The organism is Clostridium sp. CAG:221, from assembly GCA_000435835.1.
Taxonomy (GTDB): Bacteria; Bacillota; Clostridia; order Clostridiales; family Clostridiaceae; genus Clostridium.
This window is the reverse complement of the sequence record FR883429.1, coordinates 11,789-28,371: the sequence shown is the minus strand read 5'-3', so window position 1 is coordinate 28,371 and position 16,583 is coordinate 11,789. Positions and strand designations below refer to the sequence as shown.

The 16,583-nt window shown below is 30.1% G+C and carries 16 protein-coding genes and 3 pseudogenes; 18 read left to right on the top strand and 1 reads right to left on the bottom strand.

Going from position 1 to position 16,583, the window contains the following annotated elements:
- The 8 genes and pseudogenes from Q5O44_RS14530 to Q5O44_RS14495 all read left to right on the top strand — a co-directional run.
- Nucleotides 1-324 (top strand): annotated as a pseudogene (locus tag Q5O44_RS14530) (hypothetical protein); the annotation flags it as partial.
- Nucleotides 325-403: 79 nt separating this feature from the next.
- Nucleotides 404-1,747, top strand: a complete 1,344-nt coding sequence (locus Q5O44_RS14525; protein ID WP_022169176.1) for a flagellin — start codon at nucleotides 404-406, stop codon at nucleotides 1,745-1,747.
- Between the two features lie 105 nt (nucleotides 1,748-1,852).
- Nucleotides 1,853-2,809 carry a M14 family metallopeptidase gene (locus tag Q5O44_RS14520; protein WP_022169175.1) on the top strand — a complete coding sequence of 319 codons (957 nt, stop codon included), beginning with the start codon at nucleotides 1,853-1,855 and terminating at the stop codon, nucleotides 2,807-2,809.
- A 132-nt stretch (nucleotides 2,810-2,941) separates the two neighbouring features.
- Nucleotides 2,942-3,874, top strand: coding sequence for a nickel ABC transporter permease (nikB, locus tag Q5O44_RS14515; protein ID WP_022169174.1), 933 nt, complete (start codon nucleotides 2,942-2,944; stop codon nucleotides 3,872-3,874).
- Nucleotides 3,875-3,887: 13 nt separating this feature from the next.
- Entirely contained in the window at nucleotides 3,888-4,712 is an 825-nt protein-coding gene (gene nikC / locus Q5O44_RS14510; RefSeq protein ID WP_022169173.1) for a nickel transporter permease, read from the top strand.
- 14 nt (nucleotides 4,713-4,726) lie between these two features.
- The gene (locus Q5O44_RS14505; protein ID WP_022169172.1) at nucleotides 4,727-6,268 is read left to right on the top strand and encodes an ABC transporter substrate-binding protein; all 1,542 of its coding nucleotides are present in this window, start codon (nucleotides 4,727-4,729) and stop codon (nucleotides 6,266-6,268) included.
- Nucleotides 6,269-6,276: 8 nt separating this feature from the next.
- Nucleotides 6,277-7,242 carry an ABC transporter ATP-binding protein gene (locus Q5O44_RS14500; RefSeq protein WP_022169171.1) on the top strand — a complete coding sequence of 322 codons (966 nt, stop codon included), beginning with the start codon at nucleotides 6,277-6,279 and terminating at the stop codon, nucleotides 7,240-7,242.
- Nucleotides 7,235-7,999 carry an ABC transporter ATP-binding protein gene (locus Q5O44_RS14495; RefSeq protein ID WP_022169170.1) on the top strand — a complete coding sequence of 255 codons (765 nt, stop codon included), beginning with the start codon at nucleotides 7,235-7,237 and terminating at the stop codon, nucleotides 7,997-7,999. Before Q5O44_RS14500 ends, Q5O44_RS14495 begins: the two co-directional genes overlap by 8 nt.
- A 34-nt stretch (nucleotides 8,000-8,033) precedes the next feature.
- On the opposite strand, the gene Q5O44_RS14490 is transcribed toward Q5O44_RS14495, so the two are convergent.
- Complete coding sequence (locus Q5O44_RS14490) at nucleotides 8,034-8,663, bottom strand: flavodoxin family protein (protein WP_022169169.1); 630 nt, start codon at nucleotides 8,661-8,663, stop codon at nucleotides 8,034-8,036.
- 307 nt (nucleotides 8,664-8,970) lie between these two features.
- On the opposite strand from Q5O44_RS14490, the gene Q5O44_RS14485 reads away from it, so the two are divergent.
- The 10 genes and pseudogenes from Q5O44_RS14485 to Q5O44_RS14440 all read left to right on the top strand — a co-directional run bounded on the left by Q5O44_RS14485 (nucleotide 8,971) and on the right by Q5O44_RS14440 (nucleotide 16,564).
- Nucleotides 8,971-9,411: an Hsp20/alpha crystallin family protein gene (locus Q5O44_RS14485; protein WP_022169168.1), complete on the top strand. Its 441-nt coding sequence runs from the start codon at nucleotides 8,971-8,973 to the stop codon at nucleotides 9,409-9,411.
- A 74-nt stretch (nucleotides 9,412-9,485) separates the two neighbouring features.
- Nucleotides 9,486-9,914 carry an Hsp20/alpha crystallin family protein gene (locus Q5O44_RS14480; RefSeq protein ID WP_022169167.1) on the top strand — a complete coding sequence of 143 codons (429 nt, stop codon included), beginning with the start codon at nucleotides 9,486-9,488 and terminating at the stop codon, nucleotides 9,912-9,914.
- Nucleotides 9,915-10,240: 326 nt separating this feature from the next.
- A complete protein-coding gene (nrdD, locus tag Q5O44_RS14475; RefSeq protein ID WP_022169166.1) occupies nucleotides 10,241-10,768 on the top strand; it encodes an anaerobic ribonucleoside-triphosphate reductase in 528 nt (175 codons plus the stop codon).
- A 691-nt stretch (nucleotides 10,769-11,459) separates the two neighbouring features.
- A complete protein-coding gene (locus Q5O44_RS14470; RefSeq protein WP_022169165.1) occupies nucleotides 11,460-12,461 on the top strand; it encodes a group II intron reverse transcriptase/maturase in 1,002 nt (333 codons plus the stop codon).
- Nucleotides 12,451-12,612 (top strand): hypothetical protein, encoded by a 162-nt coding sequence (locus tag Q5O44_RS14465; RefSeq protein WP_022169164.1) that lies wholly within the window; start codon nucleotides 12,451-12,453, stop codon nucleotides 12,610-12,612. The genes Q5O44_RS14470 and Q5O44_RS14465 overlap by 11 nt, the downstream gene beginning before the upstream one ends.
- Before the next feature lie 125 nt (nucleotides 12,613-12,737).
- A pseudogene (gene nrdD, locus Q5O44_RS14460) lies at nucleotides 12,738-13,409 on the top strand (anaerobic ribonucleoside-triphosphate reductase); the annotation flags it as partial.
- Nucleotides 13,410-13,591: 182 nt separating this feature from the next.
- A complete protein-coding gene (locus Q5O44_RS14455) occupies nucleotides 13,592-14,413 on the top strand; it encodes a GIY-YIG nuclease family protein (RefSeq protein WP_022169162.1) in 822 nt (273 codons plus the stop codon).
- A 550-nt stretch (nucleotides 14,414-14,963) separates the two neighbouring features.
- Nucleotides 14,964-15,791: pseudogene (gene nrdD / locus Q5O44_RS14450) on the top strand (anaerobic ribonucleoside-triphosphate reductase); the annotation flags it as partial.
- A 405-nt stretch (nucleotides 15,792-16,196) separates the two neighbouring features.
- Nucleotides 16,197-16,322, top strand: a complete 126-nt coding sequence (locus Q5O44_RS14445) for a hypothetical protein (RefSeq protein WP_022169160.1) — start codon at nucleotides 16,197-16,199, stop codon at nucleotides 16,320-16,322.
- Entirely contained in the window at nucleotides 16,277-16,564 is a 288-nt protein-coding gene (locus Q5O44_RS14440) for a hypothetical protein (RefSeq protein WP_022169159.1), read from the top strand. Before Q5O44_RS14445 ends, Q5O44_RS14440 begins: the two co-directional genes overlap by 46 nt.
- Nucleotides 16,565-16,583 lie beyond the last annotated feature (19 nt).

Sequence of the window (16,583 nt, the reverse complement as noted above, 5' to 3'; positions counted from 1 at the left end):
GGAAGCAATCCAGGAGATGGTGTAAATAAACCAGATAATGGAGGAAACAATCCAGGAGATAGTGTAAATAAACCAGATAATGGAGGAAGCAATCCAGGAAACAATATAAATAGTTCTAGCAATGGGACAAACACAGGACAAAATACTGGTAATGTAAATAGTGGTGATTCTAAGAATGAAAATGTTATTAGTGAAAATAATAACTCTACAACAAATAGTTCTAAGATACCTACTACAGGAGCAGCAGTTGGTAGTGGAATAATAGTTTCTATTGGATCTGTTATAGCTTTAATAGGTGCATACTTATTTAAGAAAAATAGATAATAAAAAAAGTGCTTAAGTGTTTCATTGCTTAGGCACTTTTTATTATTAAAGTAATATACAGACATAAATAGGTGAAATTATGATTAGAAGTTATACAAAAAGTACAAATAATTCATTAAGAATATTTAAAGAAAATAGAGTTAAATCAACAAAGGCAATGAGAAAATTAAGTTCTGGATTAAGAATAAATTCTGCGGCAGATGATGCAGCTGGACTAGCTATTTCAGATAAAATGAAAGCACAAATCAGAGGATTGTCTCAAGCAGAAAGAAATATAGAAGATGGAGTATCATTATTGCAAGTTGCAGAAGGTGGAATGAATGAAATTAATTCTATATTGCAAAGGGTGAGAGAACTTGGAGTACAAGCAGGAAATGATACAAATACAGAAGAAGATAGATTTAATATTCAATTGGAAGTAGATAATTTACTTAGCGAAGTAGATAATATAAATGATACCACTGAGTTTAATGGAATTAAGGTTTTAAAAGGTGAAGACGAATTTAAAGGTAGTGTACAAGTAGAAACTGTAGTTGGGAATATGCCAGCATGGACTCAACCTATTCCAGATAGATTAACACCGACAAAAGTAGGTACATTTATAAAAAATGATGGAACTGTGGTAGATAGAATAAATTCTATAGCAACAATTGATTTTTCAAAGGCAACTGCTGCTAATATAAAGGATTTGGTAGGAAACGGATTTTATTCTACATGTTGTACTTGTACAGAAAAATATAGTATAAAATTTGTTGATGGTAATCCTAAATCTACAGGAAGTCCTAATCCAATTATAGAAATAGATATATCAAAAGCAACAAATGCAGTAACTTTGGTAAGAGAAATAGAAAGGCAAGCAACTCCGTATATGACTCATTTTACCAAGATAGTAATTGATCAGAATGACCCTAAAAAAATACAAATAGTTGATCCAAGAATATCTGCACTTCCAGACGTATCAAAGGATTTAGGTATTGTAGGTGCTGGGGTAGTAGAAACTAAAGTTACTGTAACTGAAAGTAAAAGCAATGCTTTAAATATTCAATTAGGAGCAAATTCAGGTCAGAATATAAAAATTCCTTTACCTAATACATCATGTGATAAGTTAAATATTACAAAATTGTCAATGGGAAATTTTAAAGAAGCTAGTAAATCAATTTCTAAAATTGATGAAGCAATTACAATTGTTAGTGGTGAAAGAGTTATGGTAGGTTCATATCAAAACAGATTAAATTACTCTTTAAATAATGCAAGTAATACTGGTGAAAACTTACAAAGTTCTGAAAGTAAAATAACAGATGCTGATATGGCTAAAAGTATATTAGAATATTCTAAAAATTCAATATTAGAACAAGCTGTTCAAGCAATGCTTTCACAAACTAAAAGTGGAGTTGAAACTGTTAAGAATTTGCTAACAACTTAATTTAATTCTAAAACTTTGTATTTATTGACATAAAAACATTTAGTGTTTATAATGATAATTATTATCAATTAAAATATAATTATAAATAATATATATGAGGTAAATATGAAAAATATTTTAGAAATAAATGGGTTAAAGGCAGAAATAGCTACTAAAGTACAAGGATTTATAAATATTTTAGATACGGATAGAAAAATACCAGTAACTCTTATTAATGGAGCAAAGGAAGGTAAGAGCCTTCTTATTACAGCTGGAGTTCATGGAGGAGAATATCCATGTATAAAGGCGGCCATAGAAATAGCCAAAGAAATAAATCCAGCAGATGTTTGTGGAAATATAATAATTGTACATCCAGTAAATGTTGAGGCATTTTTTAAAAGAACTCCAGCAGTTGTTCCGGAAGATAATAAGAATTTAAATAGTATATTCCCAGGAAAAAAAGATGGAACAATATCAGAAAAAATAGCTTATATTATAGTTAATGAAATGCAAAGTAAAGCAGATTTCCATTTAGATATTCATGGAGGAGATTTAAATGAAGCATTAACTCCACATTTATATTATGCAGGAAAGGCAGAATTGAAAATTATTAATAAAATTAAAGAGGTGGCTGCTGTGCTAGACGTTAAATATATGGTTAAGTCTAACTCTACCACAGGAGTTCATAGCTATGGTTCTATTAGTGGAACTCCAAGTATGCTTTTAGAGCGTGGAGGAATGGGGTTATGTCTTACAGAAGATGTTAAAGCATATAAGAAAGATTTATATAGTGTTTTAAATAAAATGGAGATATTGGTAACAGAAGAAACCATTAAAGAGGAAATTCCTATAGATATTACAGAAGCAAATTATCTAGAAGCTTTAAATGAAGGATGTTGGACTAGCTTTGTGGAGGCTGGAGAATTAATTTCTAAAGGACAGGTATTAGGAGAAGTTACAGACTTTTTTGGCAATTTAGTAGATAGATATTACGCAGAATTTAATGGTGTTGTAATGTATCATACAGTAGCGTTAGCAGTTGCAAAGGATAGCCCTTTAGTGGCTTATGGTAAGCTTGAGTAAAAGAAATCATACATGTTATGCATGTATGATTTTTTTTAATAATTAATAATAATATTGACACCATAGGAGATAAGATATAAAATTTATAAAGGTAAATGCAAATCATTTGCATTATGAAATGGAGATTAATTTATGAAATTATTAAAATATATCTTTAAGAGAGTTGTAGGAGTAATACCCATTTTGATAATAATATCATTTGTATCATTTGGGCTTATGAATTTAGCACCAGGAGATCCGGCAGAAGCAATATTGACTTCTCAGGGAGCTGTTGTAACATCAGAAGTTTTAGAAAGCACTAGGGTAGAGATGGGATTAGACAAACCTTTTTTAGTACAATATCTAAATTGGATGAAAAATTGCTTAAAAGGAGATTTTGGCATTTCCTATTCTACAGGGGTATCGGTAAAGGAAGAGTTATTTAAGCATTTACCATATACCATAACACTTACAGCCACAGCCATGGCTATAACTATACTTGTTTCGATTCCCATTGGAATAATAGCAGCAATTAATAAAGATAAATTTATAGATTATATAATAAGGACAATCAGCTTTATAGGCAATTCTATTCCAGGATTCTTTTTAGCATTGATATTATTATTAGTCTTTTCTTTAAAATTAAGATGGTTTCCTATATTAAGTGAAAGTGGTATTAAGAGTATAATTTTACCTTCTATAACTTTAGCAATACCTATGATAAGTAAGTATATACGTCAAATAAGAGTAGTTGTTATTGAGGAATTAGAAAAGGATTATGTAAGGGGAGCTAGGTCTAGAGGAATAAGTGAAGCAGGAATACTCTATTTTAATGTACTTAAAAATATAATGATAACAATAATAACGTTAGTAGGATTATCTATAGGGTCATTAATGGGAGGAAGTGCTGTAATTGAGGCTATATTTGTTTGGCCTGGAATTGGAAGCTTAGCATTAAATGCTATATTCAATAGAGATTATCCTGTTATTCAAGGATATGTTCTTTGGATGGCAATAATTTTTGTGCTGATAAATTTAATAACAGATTTGCTATATAAGTTTATTGACCCAAGAATTGAAGCATAGTGAGGGGATAAATATGAGTACAAAAGATAGAAGAAAGAATAAATTTTTAATGATTTTAATATTGATAGTAATAATCTTGGGTATAAGCTTGTTAGCACCATATATAGCACCTAATGATCCGTATAAAATAGATTTACAAAATACATTAAAGGCACCAAGTAGAGAATTCTTTTTAGGCACTGATGCTTTAGGTAGATGTGTATTTTCTAGAATGATATATGGTGCATCTAGAACTATTTTTTCATCACTTATTTTAGTTTCACTAATGTTTGTATTTGGAAGCTTTATAGGAATTATTAGTGGATATATAGGTGGATTATTTGACAATATAGTAATGAGAATTGTTGATGTATTTTTAGCATTTCCTAGTTTGGTGTTGGCCATTGCTGTTGCAGGAGTTTTAGGTGGTGGTATGATTAATGCTATGATAGCCATAGGGGTTATCGGTTGGACTAAGTATGCTAGGTTAGCTAGAGGTGAAGTATTGGAGATAAAGGAAGAAACATTTATAAAAGCTGCTAGGTTAAGTGGTAATAGTTCTATGTATATTATTTTTAATCATATTATGCCAAGAGTTTTAAGTACTCTTATAGTTACAGCATCTTTAGATATTGGAACTACTATCATGGAAATGGCAGCGCTTTCTTTCCTAGGATTAAGTTCACCACTACCTATACCGGAATGGGGAGCAATGATGAATGAAGGAAAAAGTATGATTCAATTTGCACCATGGATAACCATAGCACCAGGTATAGCAATTTTTATTATTGTCATATTATTTAATCTTCTAGGTGATGTAGTACATGATATGCTAGATCCTAAGCAAAAAGAATATTAAAAAGGAGTTAGAGGGTGAAGAAAAGAAAAATAAATATAATAGCTTTATTAATTTTAATATGTTTTGCTATATTAACAGGATGCAGCAAAAGTAATGATGATAGTGTTTGGGAAAGTAAGGATCAATTAGTATTTGGTACAACCATCAGTACTAAGAGTTTAGATCCAGCACAAGGATATAGCGGATGGTTTACTGTAAGATATGGAGTGGCAGAAACGCTTTTTAAATTAGATGATGCTATGGAACCAATTCCATGGCTAGCACAAGGATATGAAGCATTAAATACTACAACATGGCGTATAGAGATTAAAGAAAATATATATTTTCAAAATGGAGTAGAGATGACAGCAAAAAAAGTGAAAGAGTCATTAGACAGAGTAATTGAATTAAATAGTAGAGCTAAATCTACTTTAAAAATAAAAAATATTGAAGTAGATGGAAAATATTTAATTTTTAATATGGAAGAGGAAAATCCTACTTTAATAAATGATTTGTGTGATCCTTTTGCAGCAATTATTGATGTGAATGGTACAGAAACTCCTGATAGTAATCCAGTAGGTACAGGTCCTTTCATAGTAGAAAAGTTTACTACTATCAGCTCAAGTTATTTAACTAGAAATAATAATTATTGGGATGGTGATGTAAAGCTAAGCAGTTTAAAGATTATTCCTATTAGTGATAGTGACACATTAGCCATGGCACTACAATCTGGAGAAATTGATATTGCTCAGGGAATATCTACATCACTTATGGCTTTGTTAAAGGAAAATGACGATTATAAGTTAAGTAGTATAGATACCTCAAGAGCAATATTAATGTATTTTAATGAAAATAACAGCAATTTAAATAATAAAAATGTGAGAAAAGCAATTAATATGCTTATAAATAAAGAAGAGTATGCAAAGGTACTTTTAAATGGTAATGCAACAGCAGCAGTAGGACCATTTCCAAAGAACACTACATATGGTGCTAATGTAGCTGATAATTCAAGTTATAATAAAGAAGAAGCAATAAGAATATTTACAAAAGAAGGGTATAGCGATACCAATGGTGATGGAATTTTAGATAAGGATGGAGAAAATTTAACTTTAAAATTAATTACATATTCAGCAAGAGCTGAGTTGCCAACAATAGCCCAGGCACTTCAAGCAGATTTAAAAGAGGTTGGTATAGAAGTATCCATTGAAATATCTGAAAATATTTCAGATATATTATCTAAGGGAAGCTTTGATTTATGTTTATATTCCAATGTAATATCATCTACTGGAGAGCCTTTATCTTATTTAAATAATGCCATGAGAAGTAATGGAGAATTAAATTATGGTAATTATAGTAATATGGAAGTAGATATGCTTTTAGATAAAATGCAGTTAGAATTTGATATAGAAGAAAGAAATAATTTAGCAGAAGAAATAGTTCAAAAGGTTTTAGATGATGATGGTTATAATTTTATAGCACATCTTAAGGTTAGTTTCTTGATGAAAAATAATGTAGTGGGATTTAAGGCACATCCTACAGATTATTATCAATTTAATAAAGATACATATATTCAGTAGGTGAAGCGATGAAAGAGATATTAAAAGTTAAAGATTTATCTGTTAATAATAATAGCGTAAAAATATTAAAGAATATATCTTTTAATATAAAAAAAGGTGAGATATTAGGCATAGTTGGAGAAAGTGGTTGTGGAAAAAGTACGCTCATTAGAGCTTTGATTCAAATGATGAATAAATCAGAGGAAATAATTAGTGGTGAAATATTATTTAATGAAAGGAATCTTTTATCATTAGATAGTAAGCAGATAAGAAAATTAAGAGGAAATAATTTGGCAGTAATTTTTCAAAATCCAGGAGCAACATTAAATCCTATTAGAAAAATAGGTAAACAATTTGTACAAACTATGCAAAGTCATATGAATATAAATAAAAATGAAGCTTTAGAAAAAGCTGCAAATATGCTTGAGAAGGTTAATTTAAAGGATAGCAAATGTATATTAAACAGCTATCCTTTTGAACTAAGTGGAGGTATGAAGCAAAGAGTTACCATAGCTTTGGCCATGATTTTAGAGCCAGAAATATTAATAGCTGATGAGCCCACCAGTGCATTAGATGTTACGGTACAGGCACAGGTAGTAAAGGAAATGATGTCACTTAGAGATAATTTTCAGACAAGCATAATAATAGTTACTCATAGTATGAGTGTTATATCACAAATGGTAGATAAAGTAGCAGTTATGTATAGTGGAAATATGGTGGAGTATGGAGATAAAGAAGATATACTCAGAAATCCTAAACATCCTTACACTAAAGCTTTAATAGATGCAGTTCCTAAGATGGATGGAACTATGCCAAAAGGTATAAAGGGAAATCCACCATTATTTACAGAAAATATAACTGGTTGTAGTTTTGCACCAAGGTGTGAAAAATGTAATGAAGTATGTATAAAAAATCAGCAATATTTGAAGAAGATGCATGATGGAAGATACATAGCTTGTGATTATGTAGAAGATGTGGAGAAAAAATATGGATAAAATAATTTTACAATGTAATAATTTAAGGAAGATATATAAAAAGAAAAATCATTTACATGTTGCCTGTGATGATATAAATCTATATATAAAACAAGGCGAATGTTTGGGGATAGTTGGAGAAAGTGGCAGTGGCAAAAGTACTTTAGCTAATATCATTATGAATTTAGAGAAAGCAGATAGTGGAACAGTATTATTGAATAATAAAGATATTACTAATATAAAAAGCAATAAATTGAAAGAAATTTATAAGGATATTCAAATGGTATTTCAAGATGCCATTGGATCTTTTAATCCAAGGTTTACAATTGAAGAATCCATTATGGAGTATGTTTGTAATTTGTGTTCCACAACAGAAGCTGATAAAAAGCATAAGGTAGATAATCTTCTACGGATGGTAGGCTTATCAAAAGAGTATAAGTATAGATATCCTCATGAATTAAGTGGAGGGCAATGTCAGAGGGCAGCTATTGCAAGAGCATTATCAGCTCAGCCTAAGATTTTAGTTTGTGATGAGGCCACCAGTGCGTTAGATGTGTCAGTTCAAGCTCAAATAGTTGAATTATTAAAAGAAATGCAGGAAAAAATGAATATTTCATATTTATTTATTACCCATGACTTAGCACTAGTAAGTAGCTTTTGTGACAGAGTAGCAGTAATGAAAAATGGAAAAGTAGTAGAAGTGGGAGATGCAAAAGAAGTCATTAATAATCCTATGGATGAATATACAAAATTATTAATTAAATCAGCATATTTTTAATACATAAAAAAGATAGCAAAAGCTATCTTTTTTATTATCTAATAAAGTTTGTTTTAACTTTTGCTTCTTTTTTAGGAATATTGATGTTATTAGCTTCTCCAACTTTAATACATTTTAAAAGCCAAGCCATATTCTTTCCTAGAGTTCGCATTATTTGCATACCTTCAAGATCTTGTACTACTTCTTCAGGAGTATTACCATGAACCATACACCAATATAGAGAAGAAACAAGTGGCATATTGGAAATAGTAAAGTATTTATTTAATTGTTCAAGAGTTGCTGTTGAACCAGCTCTACGACAGCTAACTATGGCAGCACCAGGTTTATATTCAAAGTATTTTTTACCAGCATAAAAAGCTCGATCTAAAAAACTTGTTATAGCACCAGAAGCAGCGGCGTAATGTACAGGAGAGCCAAAGATAAAACCATCAGCTTCTTGTGCTTTTTTTAAGGCAACATTTACGGTATCATCATTAAATACGCAGCGTCCAGATTGTGTTTTAGCACAATTACCACATCCAATACATCCTTGTATAGGTTTATTGCCAATATGAAAAATTTCTGTCTCTATATTTTCTTCATTAAGAGTCTTAGCCACTTCACATAATGCAGTATAAGTGCATCCTTTTTCTTTAGGACTTCCGTTAATAAGTAAAACTTTCATAATATTCTCATTCCCCTTAAATTTTTATATCTATATCATTATTATTATACAAATTATGCAATAATTAATAAACTATTTAAAAATGATTAAAAATTGACAAAATGGGCGATGAAGTTTAGTTTTGTTTTGAAAAAAATAAATGGATAATGGAAGCTTGAAAAAGCTTTAAATATCTCTTTAAATCATCAAAAATTACACTTTGACTTTCTTTGACTTTGGATTTATAATTTACTTGTAAAAAGAGATGAGGGATATGAGGAACAAGAGCTAAGGGATATTAAGGTAAAGAAAAAAAGGAGGTTTTTGTATGTTTGGTTTAATACCTTTTAGAATGACAAGAGGAAATAATACTACAATATCATCATTAACTGATCTTTTTGATAATTTCTTTAATGATGATTTTACAGCAGCTTTTAATGGTAGCAATGATATAAAAGCTGATGTGAGAGAAACAAATGAGGCTTATTTAGTGGAGGCAGAGCTTCCAGGAGTAAATAAGGAGGATTTACGTTTAGATTATGATAATAATTATTTAACAATTTCAGCAATGAAGAATGAGACATTTGAGGATAGGCAAGATAATTATTTGAGGCAAGAAAGACATTATGGACAAATAGCAAGAAGCTTTTATTTTGATAATGTTGATAAAACTCAAATACAAGCTAGATTCCAAAATGGCGTTTTAGATATTATCTTACCTAAGAGGACTATTGGAAGACCAAGTTATAACGGAATACCTATTCAATAATGTTTAAAGATTTCAATTAAAAAATAGTAATTTAAAATTGTTTATATGTGTGAAAGCATAAAGGAGGCTTTTATATGTTTGGTTTAGTACCTTTTAAAATGAATAAGGATCTTAATAATAGTAATACAATGTTTAATGATTTATTTGGAGATTTCTTTAATGATAATCTTAATATGAATACTGCAATTAAAGCAGATATCAGAGAAACTAAAGAAGCCTATATATTAGAAGCTGATCTTCCAGGAATGAGGAAGGAAGATATAAACTTGGAATACAATCAAAATTACTTGACTATACACGCTCATAAGAATGAAACTAAGGAAGATAAGAAGGAAAATTATATAAGGAAAGAAAGACATTATGGAGAAGTTTCAAGAAGCTTTTATGTAGGCAATATTGATAAATCTGCTATAAGTGCAAAATTTGAAAATGGTGTTTTGGAAGTTACCTTACCAAAACAGGAGAAATCAATAAATGAAGATAATAAGATTAAGATTGAATAATTTAAAAAAAGCCTTGCTACAGTGAGTTGTAGCAGGGCCTTTTTTATATACATAAAAATCTGAAAATAGAATAAATTTAGACAATAAACTATATATAGTATATTGATGCTTTATGTAAACATATATGTAGTGTTTCATAGAAAGAAAATTGGAACTGTCAAATTGATAATATTATTTAAAATTAAAGATTTTTATAGAAATTTGAAGTTTTTGTTAGAAAAATAGCCAATAAAAACGATGTAAAAAAAGATAAAAAAAGTTTTTTGAGTTATAATAAATCATCACAATATATTAAAATATTAAAATTAAATAGGGGGAAGATTTGAATGCAAGTAATTAAGCGTGATGGTAGTACAGTTAATTTTGATAAGATGAAAATAAGAGAAGCTGTATGCAAATCTATGAAAAATGGTAGTGGTATATACTTACCAGATATTGCAAGGCTAATAGCTAATGATGCAGAGAAATATTTTAGTAAGGAAGATGAAACCCCAACTATATATAAGATAGAAAGCTATGTGTATGATAGATTAGTTCATTATGGGCAATCAGTAACAGCTAAAGCTTATGAAGGATATAGAGCAGTGCAAGAGTTTAAGAGAAACACTAATACAACAGATGATAGTATTTTAAGCTTAATAAATAAGACTAATGATGATGTTATGAAGGAAAACTCTAATAAGAATGCCTCTATAGCTGCTACACAAAGAGATTTAATAGCAGGAGAAGTGTCTAAGGATATTTCAAGAAGAAGGTTAATACCAGCACATATGGTGCAAGCTCATGATGAAGGAACTATTCATTGGCACGATATGGATTGTGTGAAATGTTCTCAAGAAACTCAAGTAGCATAATAATTTGAGGGGATTTGAGGGAGTAATTTATTACTCTAACTACATTGCTGATAACTCAAATGAGAACACCAATAAAGTTCGAAGGGGTTACACTGAGACCTCCCATATGCATATTTAGCTAACAAATAGATATGTATAAAGCTGGGTAAAGACGAGTGAAACCTACCCTAACACATAATGGTGAGGAAAACTAAGTCAGAGGTGACTAGGTAGGCATAGTGCGGGTGGCGATTGACATGGTGAGAATGTTAAACAAATAATCATAAATAACTGACGAATCTCCGAATGTACTGTCCTTAAAGTCGGGTATATCGAAAGGTATACATACTCTTTACAAATACGTAATGGGTAGTAAGTGTGGATTAGTAGTTCATAGTCTTGGCGAAAATCCATATATCCTTATGGTGGATATCAAGCTTACAGGGCAATAGGAGACACCTAAATCAATCATATGCTAGGTAATGTGGAACGTTTGAAGCTCTCTACATTTGTATAGCTCTTGTTAGGAGTGATGGTAGAATATAAGGTTGTGGTTTAACCGAAATTTCTTTTAAGAGAGTGGCAGTAAGGGTATAGTAGCGTTGAAGTTATGATAATAAGTAATGGAGCGAAGACCCTAAGTCAATATTAGAAAACAAAATATGGCAAAACTTAAATCGGAATTAGTATAAATCAGTTAAGAAAAAGAGGGGTGGATACTGCTGGATTAGATGGCGTAACTTTTACAGAATTGATACAAAGCTATTCTACAGAAGAATTACATAAGATGGTTTGCAATCTAATAGATAATTATGAAATCACAGGGGTAAGAAGAGTTTTTATTCCTAAAAAGAATGGAAAATTACGTCCACTAGGTATTCCAAATCCTAATTACAATCCTAAGAGTAAAGTAAAAGGGAACGTTAAATATTTTAAGAAATGGAAGACTCTTAAAACTGGATATATAGTTAGATATGCTGATGATTTTAAGATTTTTACTCCGAACTATAGAGAAGCTATAAAATGGTTTAATGGAATTAAGCAATTTATTGAGAAAAGACTACACTTAGAAATAAGTGAAGAAAAATCAAAAATTGTTAACTTAAAGAAAAGTAAAAGTAATTTCTTAGGTTTTGAATTAAAAATTGTGGATACCAAAAGAAAGCATAAAGAACGTAGAACAAACGTTAAGAATAAAAGCTCAAAAACCAAATATATATTACAAGTAAGAGTTAGCAAAGAGAAAATTTGTGAAATGAGTAGAGAGTTTAAGGAATCACTTAAATTACTAATCAAGGATGCTAATAACTCATCAAAGATTATTGGTAGACTAAACACAAAGATTCTTGGATGGCAAAATTACTGTAAATTAAGTACTTATCCTAGTAAGGATTTAAATGAAGTATATATGAGAAATTATACTAAAATGAATGTACTTAAAAGATATTATGGTATTTTAAAATGTGTTAACATGAATGAAGCTAAAAAGGTTAGTAAACTAATAAATGAACGTTATAGTGAATATAATGGTTTTACGTTTATGTCAAACTTTGGTGGTGTTATATACCCTATATGGGCTATAAAACAGCAAAAGTTATCACAAAGGAATCCGAAACGTAGTCCATATGTTAGAGATGATTTGGTCAAGTATTGGTATAAAGCTCTAAAATGGAATAATTCAGAAGGAGAACAACTCATAGAATATGCTAAATGAATATGCACATAAACTAGTTCATAGTTCTAATAAGGAAACTATACAAAGATATATTAAACTAATTAAGAATCTTGGAGGGAAAATTAATAAGGCATATTTAAACAAACTTAGAAAAATGTTAAACCTAGAACCAATAATGATAATGCCATAATCAAATTGGTTTGAATAAATTGTTTTCGATAATATTGATGGAACGCCGTATGAGTACGAAAGTCTCACGTACGGTGTGGAGCGGGGGAAAAGATGAAGATAATATCAAAGTCTTACCTATCGCTATATACCTTATCACCAATCTTTAACTGTTGTTTAATCAACTTAGAAGATATGCTTGAAAATGGTACTGTTATTAATGATAAGCTAGTTGAATCACCAAAGTCATTTGGAACAGCTTGTACTGTAACAACACAAATAATAGCACAAGTATCAAGTAACCAATATGGTGGACAAAGTATAACAGTTAAGCATTTAGCTAAATATTTAAAAGTAACAGAAAATAAGGCTTATAATCATTATATGGAGCTTTTAAATGATGAAGAGTTAGCTAAGAAGCTTGCTTTAGATATGAAGATGAAAGAGCTTAAAGATGGTGTACAAACTATAAGATACCAATTAAGTACATTACAGACAACTAATGGACAGGCCCCTTTTTCCACAATTTACCTGGAAATAGAAGAAGGACATCCTTATGAAGAGGAAATGGCTTTAATTTGTGAAGAAATGATTAAGCAAAGATTAGAAGGTATGAAAAACTATAGAGGACAAGAAATAGGAGAAGCATTCCCTAAACTTGTTTATTTATTAGATGAACATAACTGCTTAGAAGGTGGAAAATATGATTACATCACTAAATTAGCAGCAAAATGTACAGCTAAAAGATTGGTACCTGATTATCAATCAGCAAAAATCATGAGAAAAAATTATGAAGGGAATACATTCCCACCAATGGGTTATAGTAATTAAGTGTAAGACTACAGCTCATGTAAAACCTTGTGAACCCAAGCAAAAGGGGTGTCAGTAAAAATAACTGGCTAACGATGAAACCTAAGTCAGAAATGATAAGGCAATATCGTGCGAAGTTCTGTAATAAATGGTCTTACTATTTATATTATGAAAGGTATATATAGAGGATTATGAAAAGAAGTTTTAAAGTTTATAAAATTACATGTAAAGTAAATAACAAAATATATATAGGCCAAACTATAGAATCTTTAACTCAGAGATTTAATAGACATATGGGATATCAGAAAGATGAGCATGATACCAAATTTTATAGAGCTATTAGAAAATATGGAAAAGATAATTTCTATATTGAATTATTAGAAGAGGTATCAAATCAAAATGAATTAGATAAACGCGAATATTATTGGATTTGTTTTTATGATTCGGTTAATAAAGGGTATAATACTAAAGATTGCATTGGAAAATGTGGTGGAGATACATTATCAACTCATCCTAATAAGAAGTTAATTAGTGAAAAACTACGCAAAAGTAAACTTGGAGATAAAAATCCAATGAGGATAAATGGCGGATTAAAGGGTGAGAGAAATGGGATGTATGGAAAACATCTTACAGAAGAACAAAAGATGCATATTAGCAAAAAATTAAAAGGTAGAACTAGAAGTATTGAAGCTTGTAAAAAAACTAGTGAATCACTTAAGGGAGTACCGAAAAGTAAAGCTCATATTGAGAATCAAATAAAGTCTATGTTAGGGAAAGATTATTATAGAGAAGTTGTTGTTATTGACGAGAAAGGTAATGTTGTAGAAAGATTTAAAAATAAATCAGAATATTATAAAGGAATGCATCTTAAGTATAATGTTGGAAGAAGCTTTTTAGAATTATGGCTTAAGAATAAGAATGAATGTTTAAATCCTAAAAAATTAGATAGATTTAAATGTTTAGAGAGAAAGAGAGCTTTATATTTTGATGAATTTATTACAGAAAACGTGTAGAGACTATCGAAACCGCATATTAAAGATATGAAAGGGAGTAGAGTACATTGGAGATTAGCACCAATGGAAGTGCAAGGCGTGATGAAGGCCTGGTAAGCTGGAGCGAAGAGATAGTGCGAGCCAATAGAAATATTGGATTAAATGTGTAGATCACACTTATCACCATGGAAAGATGAAAATGGTAACTATAAGTGGTATGGTAGATTTAATCAGGGTAGACAAATATGCCCCGTTGCTTCGTAAGAAGTAATTGAAAACTTCTTAAATTGCTAGAAACCCCTAAAGCTTATTATACCAAAGCAGAATTGGAAACAATAAATGAAATGGTTGCGAGAGCAGAAAAAAATAATAAGATTTATAGAAAGTAGTAATAGATTCTATAAGTATAATGGGCAATTAGCAGCGAAATCTCTAAGGTTAAAAAACTATGAGAGACGTTCAACGAATATAATAGGAGCTACCTATAAATATCCAATAAGATAGGTAGAAGGAATATTCTAATCCGACTAGATAAAAGTGTCAAAGTAAGGGGAAACCCTCGGTAGAAATGGTAGTAAGCCTTAATTTACCACAAATTGCCATTATAGCAGATAAAGATATGGAGTTATTCTGGGATATGTTAGATCAGAGATTAGAGCTTTGTAAGGATGCTTTAATGATAAGACATAATATGTTATTAGGAACTTCTTCAGATGTATCACCAATCCACTGGCAACATGGTGCCATAGCAAGGCTTGGAAAAGGTGAAAAAATAGATAAATACTTAAAAGATGGATACTCAACATTATCATTAGGATATGTAGGAGTATGTGAAATGGTTTATGCAATGTTAGGGGTAAGCCATACTACTCCAGAAGGAGAAAAGTTTGCTCTAGAAGTAATGAACTATATGGAAGATAAATGTATGCAATGGAAGAAAGAAACAGGTTTAGGTTTCGGACTTTATGGAACTCCGGCAGAAAATTTAATCTATAGATTCTGTAGATTAGACAAAGCTAGATTTGGAGAAATAAAAAATGTAACTGATAGATTATATTATACAAATTCTTACCATGTACATGTATGTGAAGAAATTGATGCATTTAGCAAGTTAAAGTTTGAATCTCAATTCCATAATATATCTTTAGGTGGATGTATTTCATATATAGAAGTACCTGATATGAGCAAAAATTTAGAAGCAGTTGAAGATATAATAAACTTTATTTATCATAATATTCAATATGCTGAAATAAATACAAAACCGGATATATGCTACAAATGTGGATATACAGGTGAAATACAATTAAATAAAGAAGATTTAACTTGGCATTGTCCATCATGTGGAAACAGTGATGAAAATGAAATGCAAGTTATGAGAAGAACTTGTGGGTTAATTTAATAGGCTCACGTTAAATTACCGAAATTGCGGGAACCTCCTTAGAGCATTATTCTACCAAATTATTTTAGAAATAAAATAATGGCTAAAGGTAATTACTTTAGGTATGGTAAAAAGGAATGATGATTGGAAAATCCGCAACCAAGCTCCTAAGTTGTTAAATAGGGAGAAGGCTCAACGACTATAATGGTAATGTATATTCAGATGCAAAGGTATAGTCTAGTCCGACTTAAATAGTGTTAAAGTATTGGGAAACCAACGGTAGAAACGATATAGGAACAAACTTCTGGAACAAGGGAAGAACAGCAGAAATTGGCGACAGAGTTTTACACTTATAATTAGAATAATTATTCAAAAAATAGATAATATTACTAAGGTAATATTATCTATTTTTTTTGGAGGAAATTAATGAATCAGTATTATGTTTATGAGTGGATAAGGTTGGATAATAATGAACCATTCTATGTAGGTAAAGGAAAGGGCGAAAGATGCTTTACAGAAAAAAAAGAAATAAATATTTCAATGATATATTAAAATATTGTAGGAATAATTCTATAGAAATAGCTATAAATATACTAGAGTCTGGATTAAGCAATGAAGAAGCATTAATGACAGAATGTTGGTATATAAATGAATATATATGTACATATGGATTTAATATTACCAATCAAACATGGGGGGGAGAGGGTGGAGACGTAGTATCTATGATGTCTGTAGAAGAAAGAATAAAATATTCCATTAAAATGAGAAATAGTTGTTTAGGGAAGAGAAATTAAGAAATTTAAACAAAGGAGA

Excerpts from the sequence above, each read along its gene's own strand:
- Q5O44_RS14480 (WP_022169167.1), top strand. The coding sequence starts at position 9,486 with ATGTTTGGTTTAGTACCTTTTAAAATGAATAAGGATCTTAATAATAGT.
- Q5O44_RS14485 (WP_022169168.1), top strand. The coding sequence starts at position 8,971 with ATGTTTGGTTTAATACCTTTTAGAATGACAAGAGGAAATAATACTACA.
- nikB (WP_022169174.1), top strand. The coding sequence starts at position 2,942 with ATGAAATTATTAAAATATATCTTTAAGAGAGTTGTAGGAGTAATACCC.
- Q5O44_RS14445 (WP_022169160.1), top strand. The coding sequence starts at position 16,197 with ATGAATCAGTATTATGTTTATGAGTGGATAAGGTTGGATAATAATGAA.
- Q5O44_RS14520 (WP_022169175.1), top strand. The coding sequence starts at position 1,853 with ATGAAAAATATTTTAGAAATAAATGGGTTAAAGGCAGAAATAGCTACT.
- Q5O44_RS14525 (WP_022169176.1), top strand. The coding sequence starts at position 404 with ATGATTAGAAGTTATACAAAAAGTACAAATAATTCATTAAGAATATTT.
- Q5O44_RS14500 (WP_022169171.1), top strand. The coding sequence starts at position 6,277 with ATGAAAGAGATATTAAAAGTTAAAGATTTATCTGTTAATAATAATAGC.
- Q5O44_RS14495 (WP_022169170.1), top strand. The coding sequence starts at position 7,235 with ATGGATAAAATAATTTTACAATGTAATAATTTAAGGAAGATATATAAA.
- Q5O44_RS14455 (WP_022169162.1), top strand. The coding sequence starts at position 13,592 with ATGAAAAGAAGTTTTAAAGTTTATAAAATTACATGTAAAGTAAATAAC.
- Q5O44_RS14465 (WP_022169164.1), top strand. The coding sequence starts at position 12,451 with ATGCTAAATGAATATGCACATAAACTAGTTCATAGTTCTAATAAGGAA.
- nrdD (WP_022169166.1), top strand. The coding sequence starts at position 10,241 with ATGCAAGTAATTAAGCGTGATGGTAGTACAGTTAATTTTGATAAGATG.
- Q5O44_RS14440 (WP_022169159.1), top strand. The coding sequence starts at position 16,277 with ATGCTTTACAGAAAAAAAAGAAATAAATATTTCAATGATATATTAAAA.
- Q5O44_RS14490 (WP_022169169.1), bottom strand. The coding sequence starts at position 8,663 with ATGAAAGTTTTACTTATTAACGGAAGTCCTAAAGAAAAAGGATGCACT.
- nikC (WP_022169173.1), top strand. The coding sequence starts at position 3,888 with ATGAGTACAAAAGATAGAAGAAAGAATAAATTTTTAATGATTTTAATA.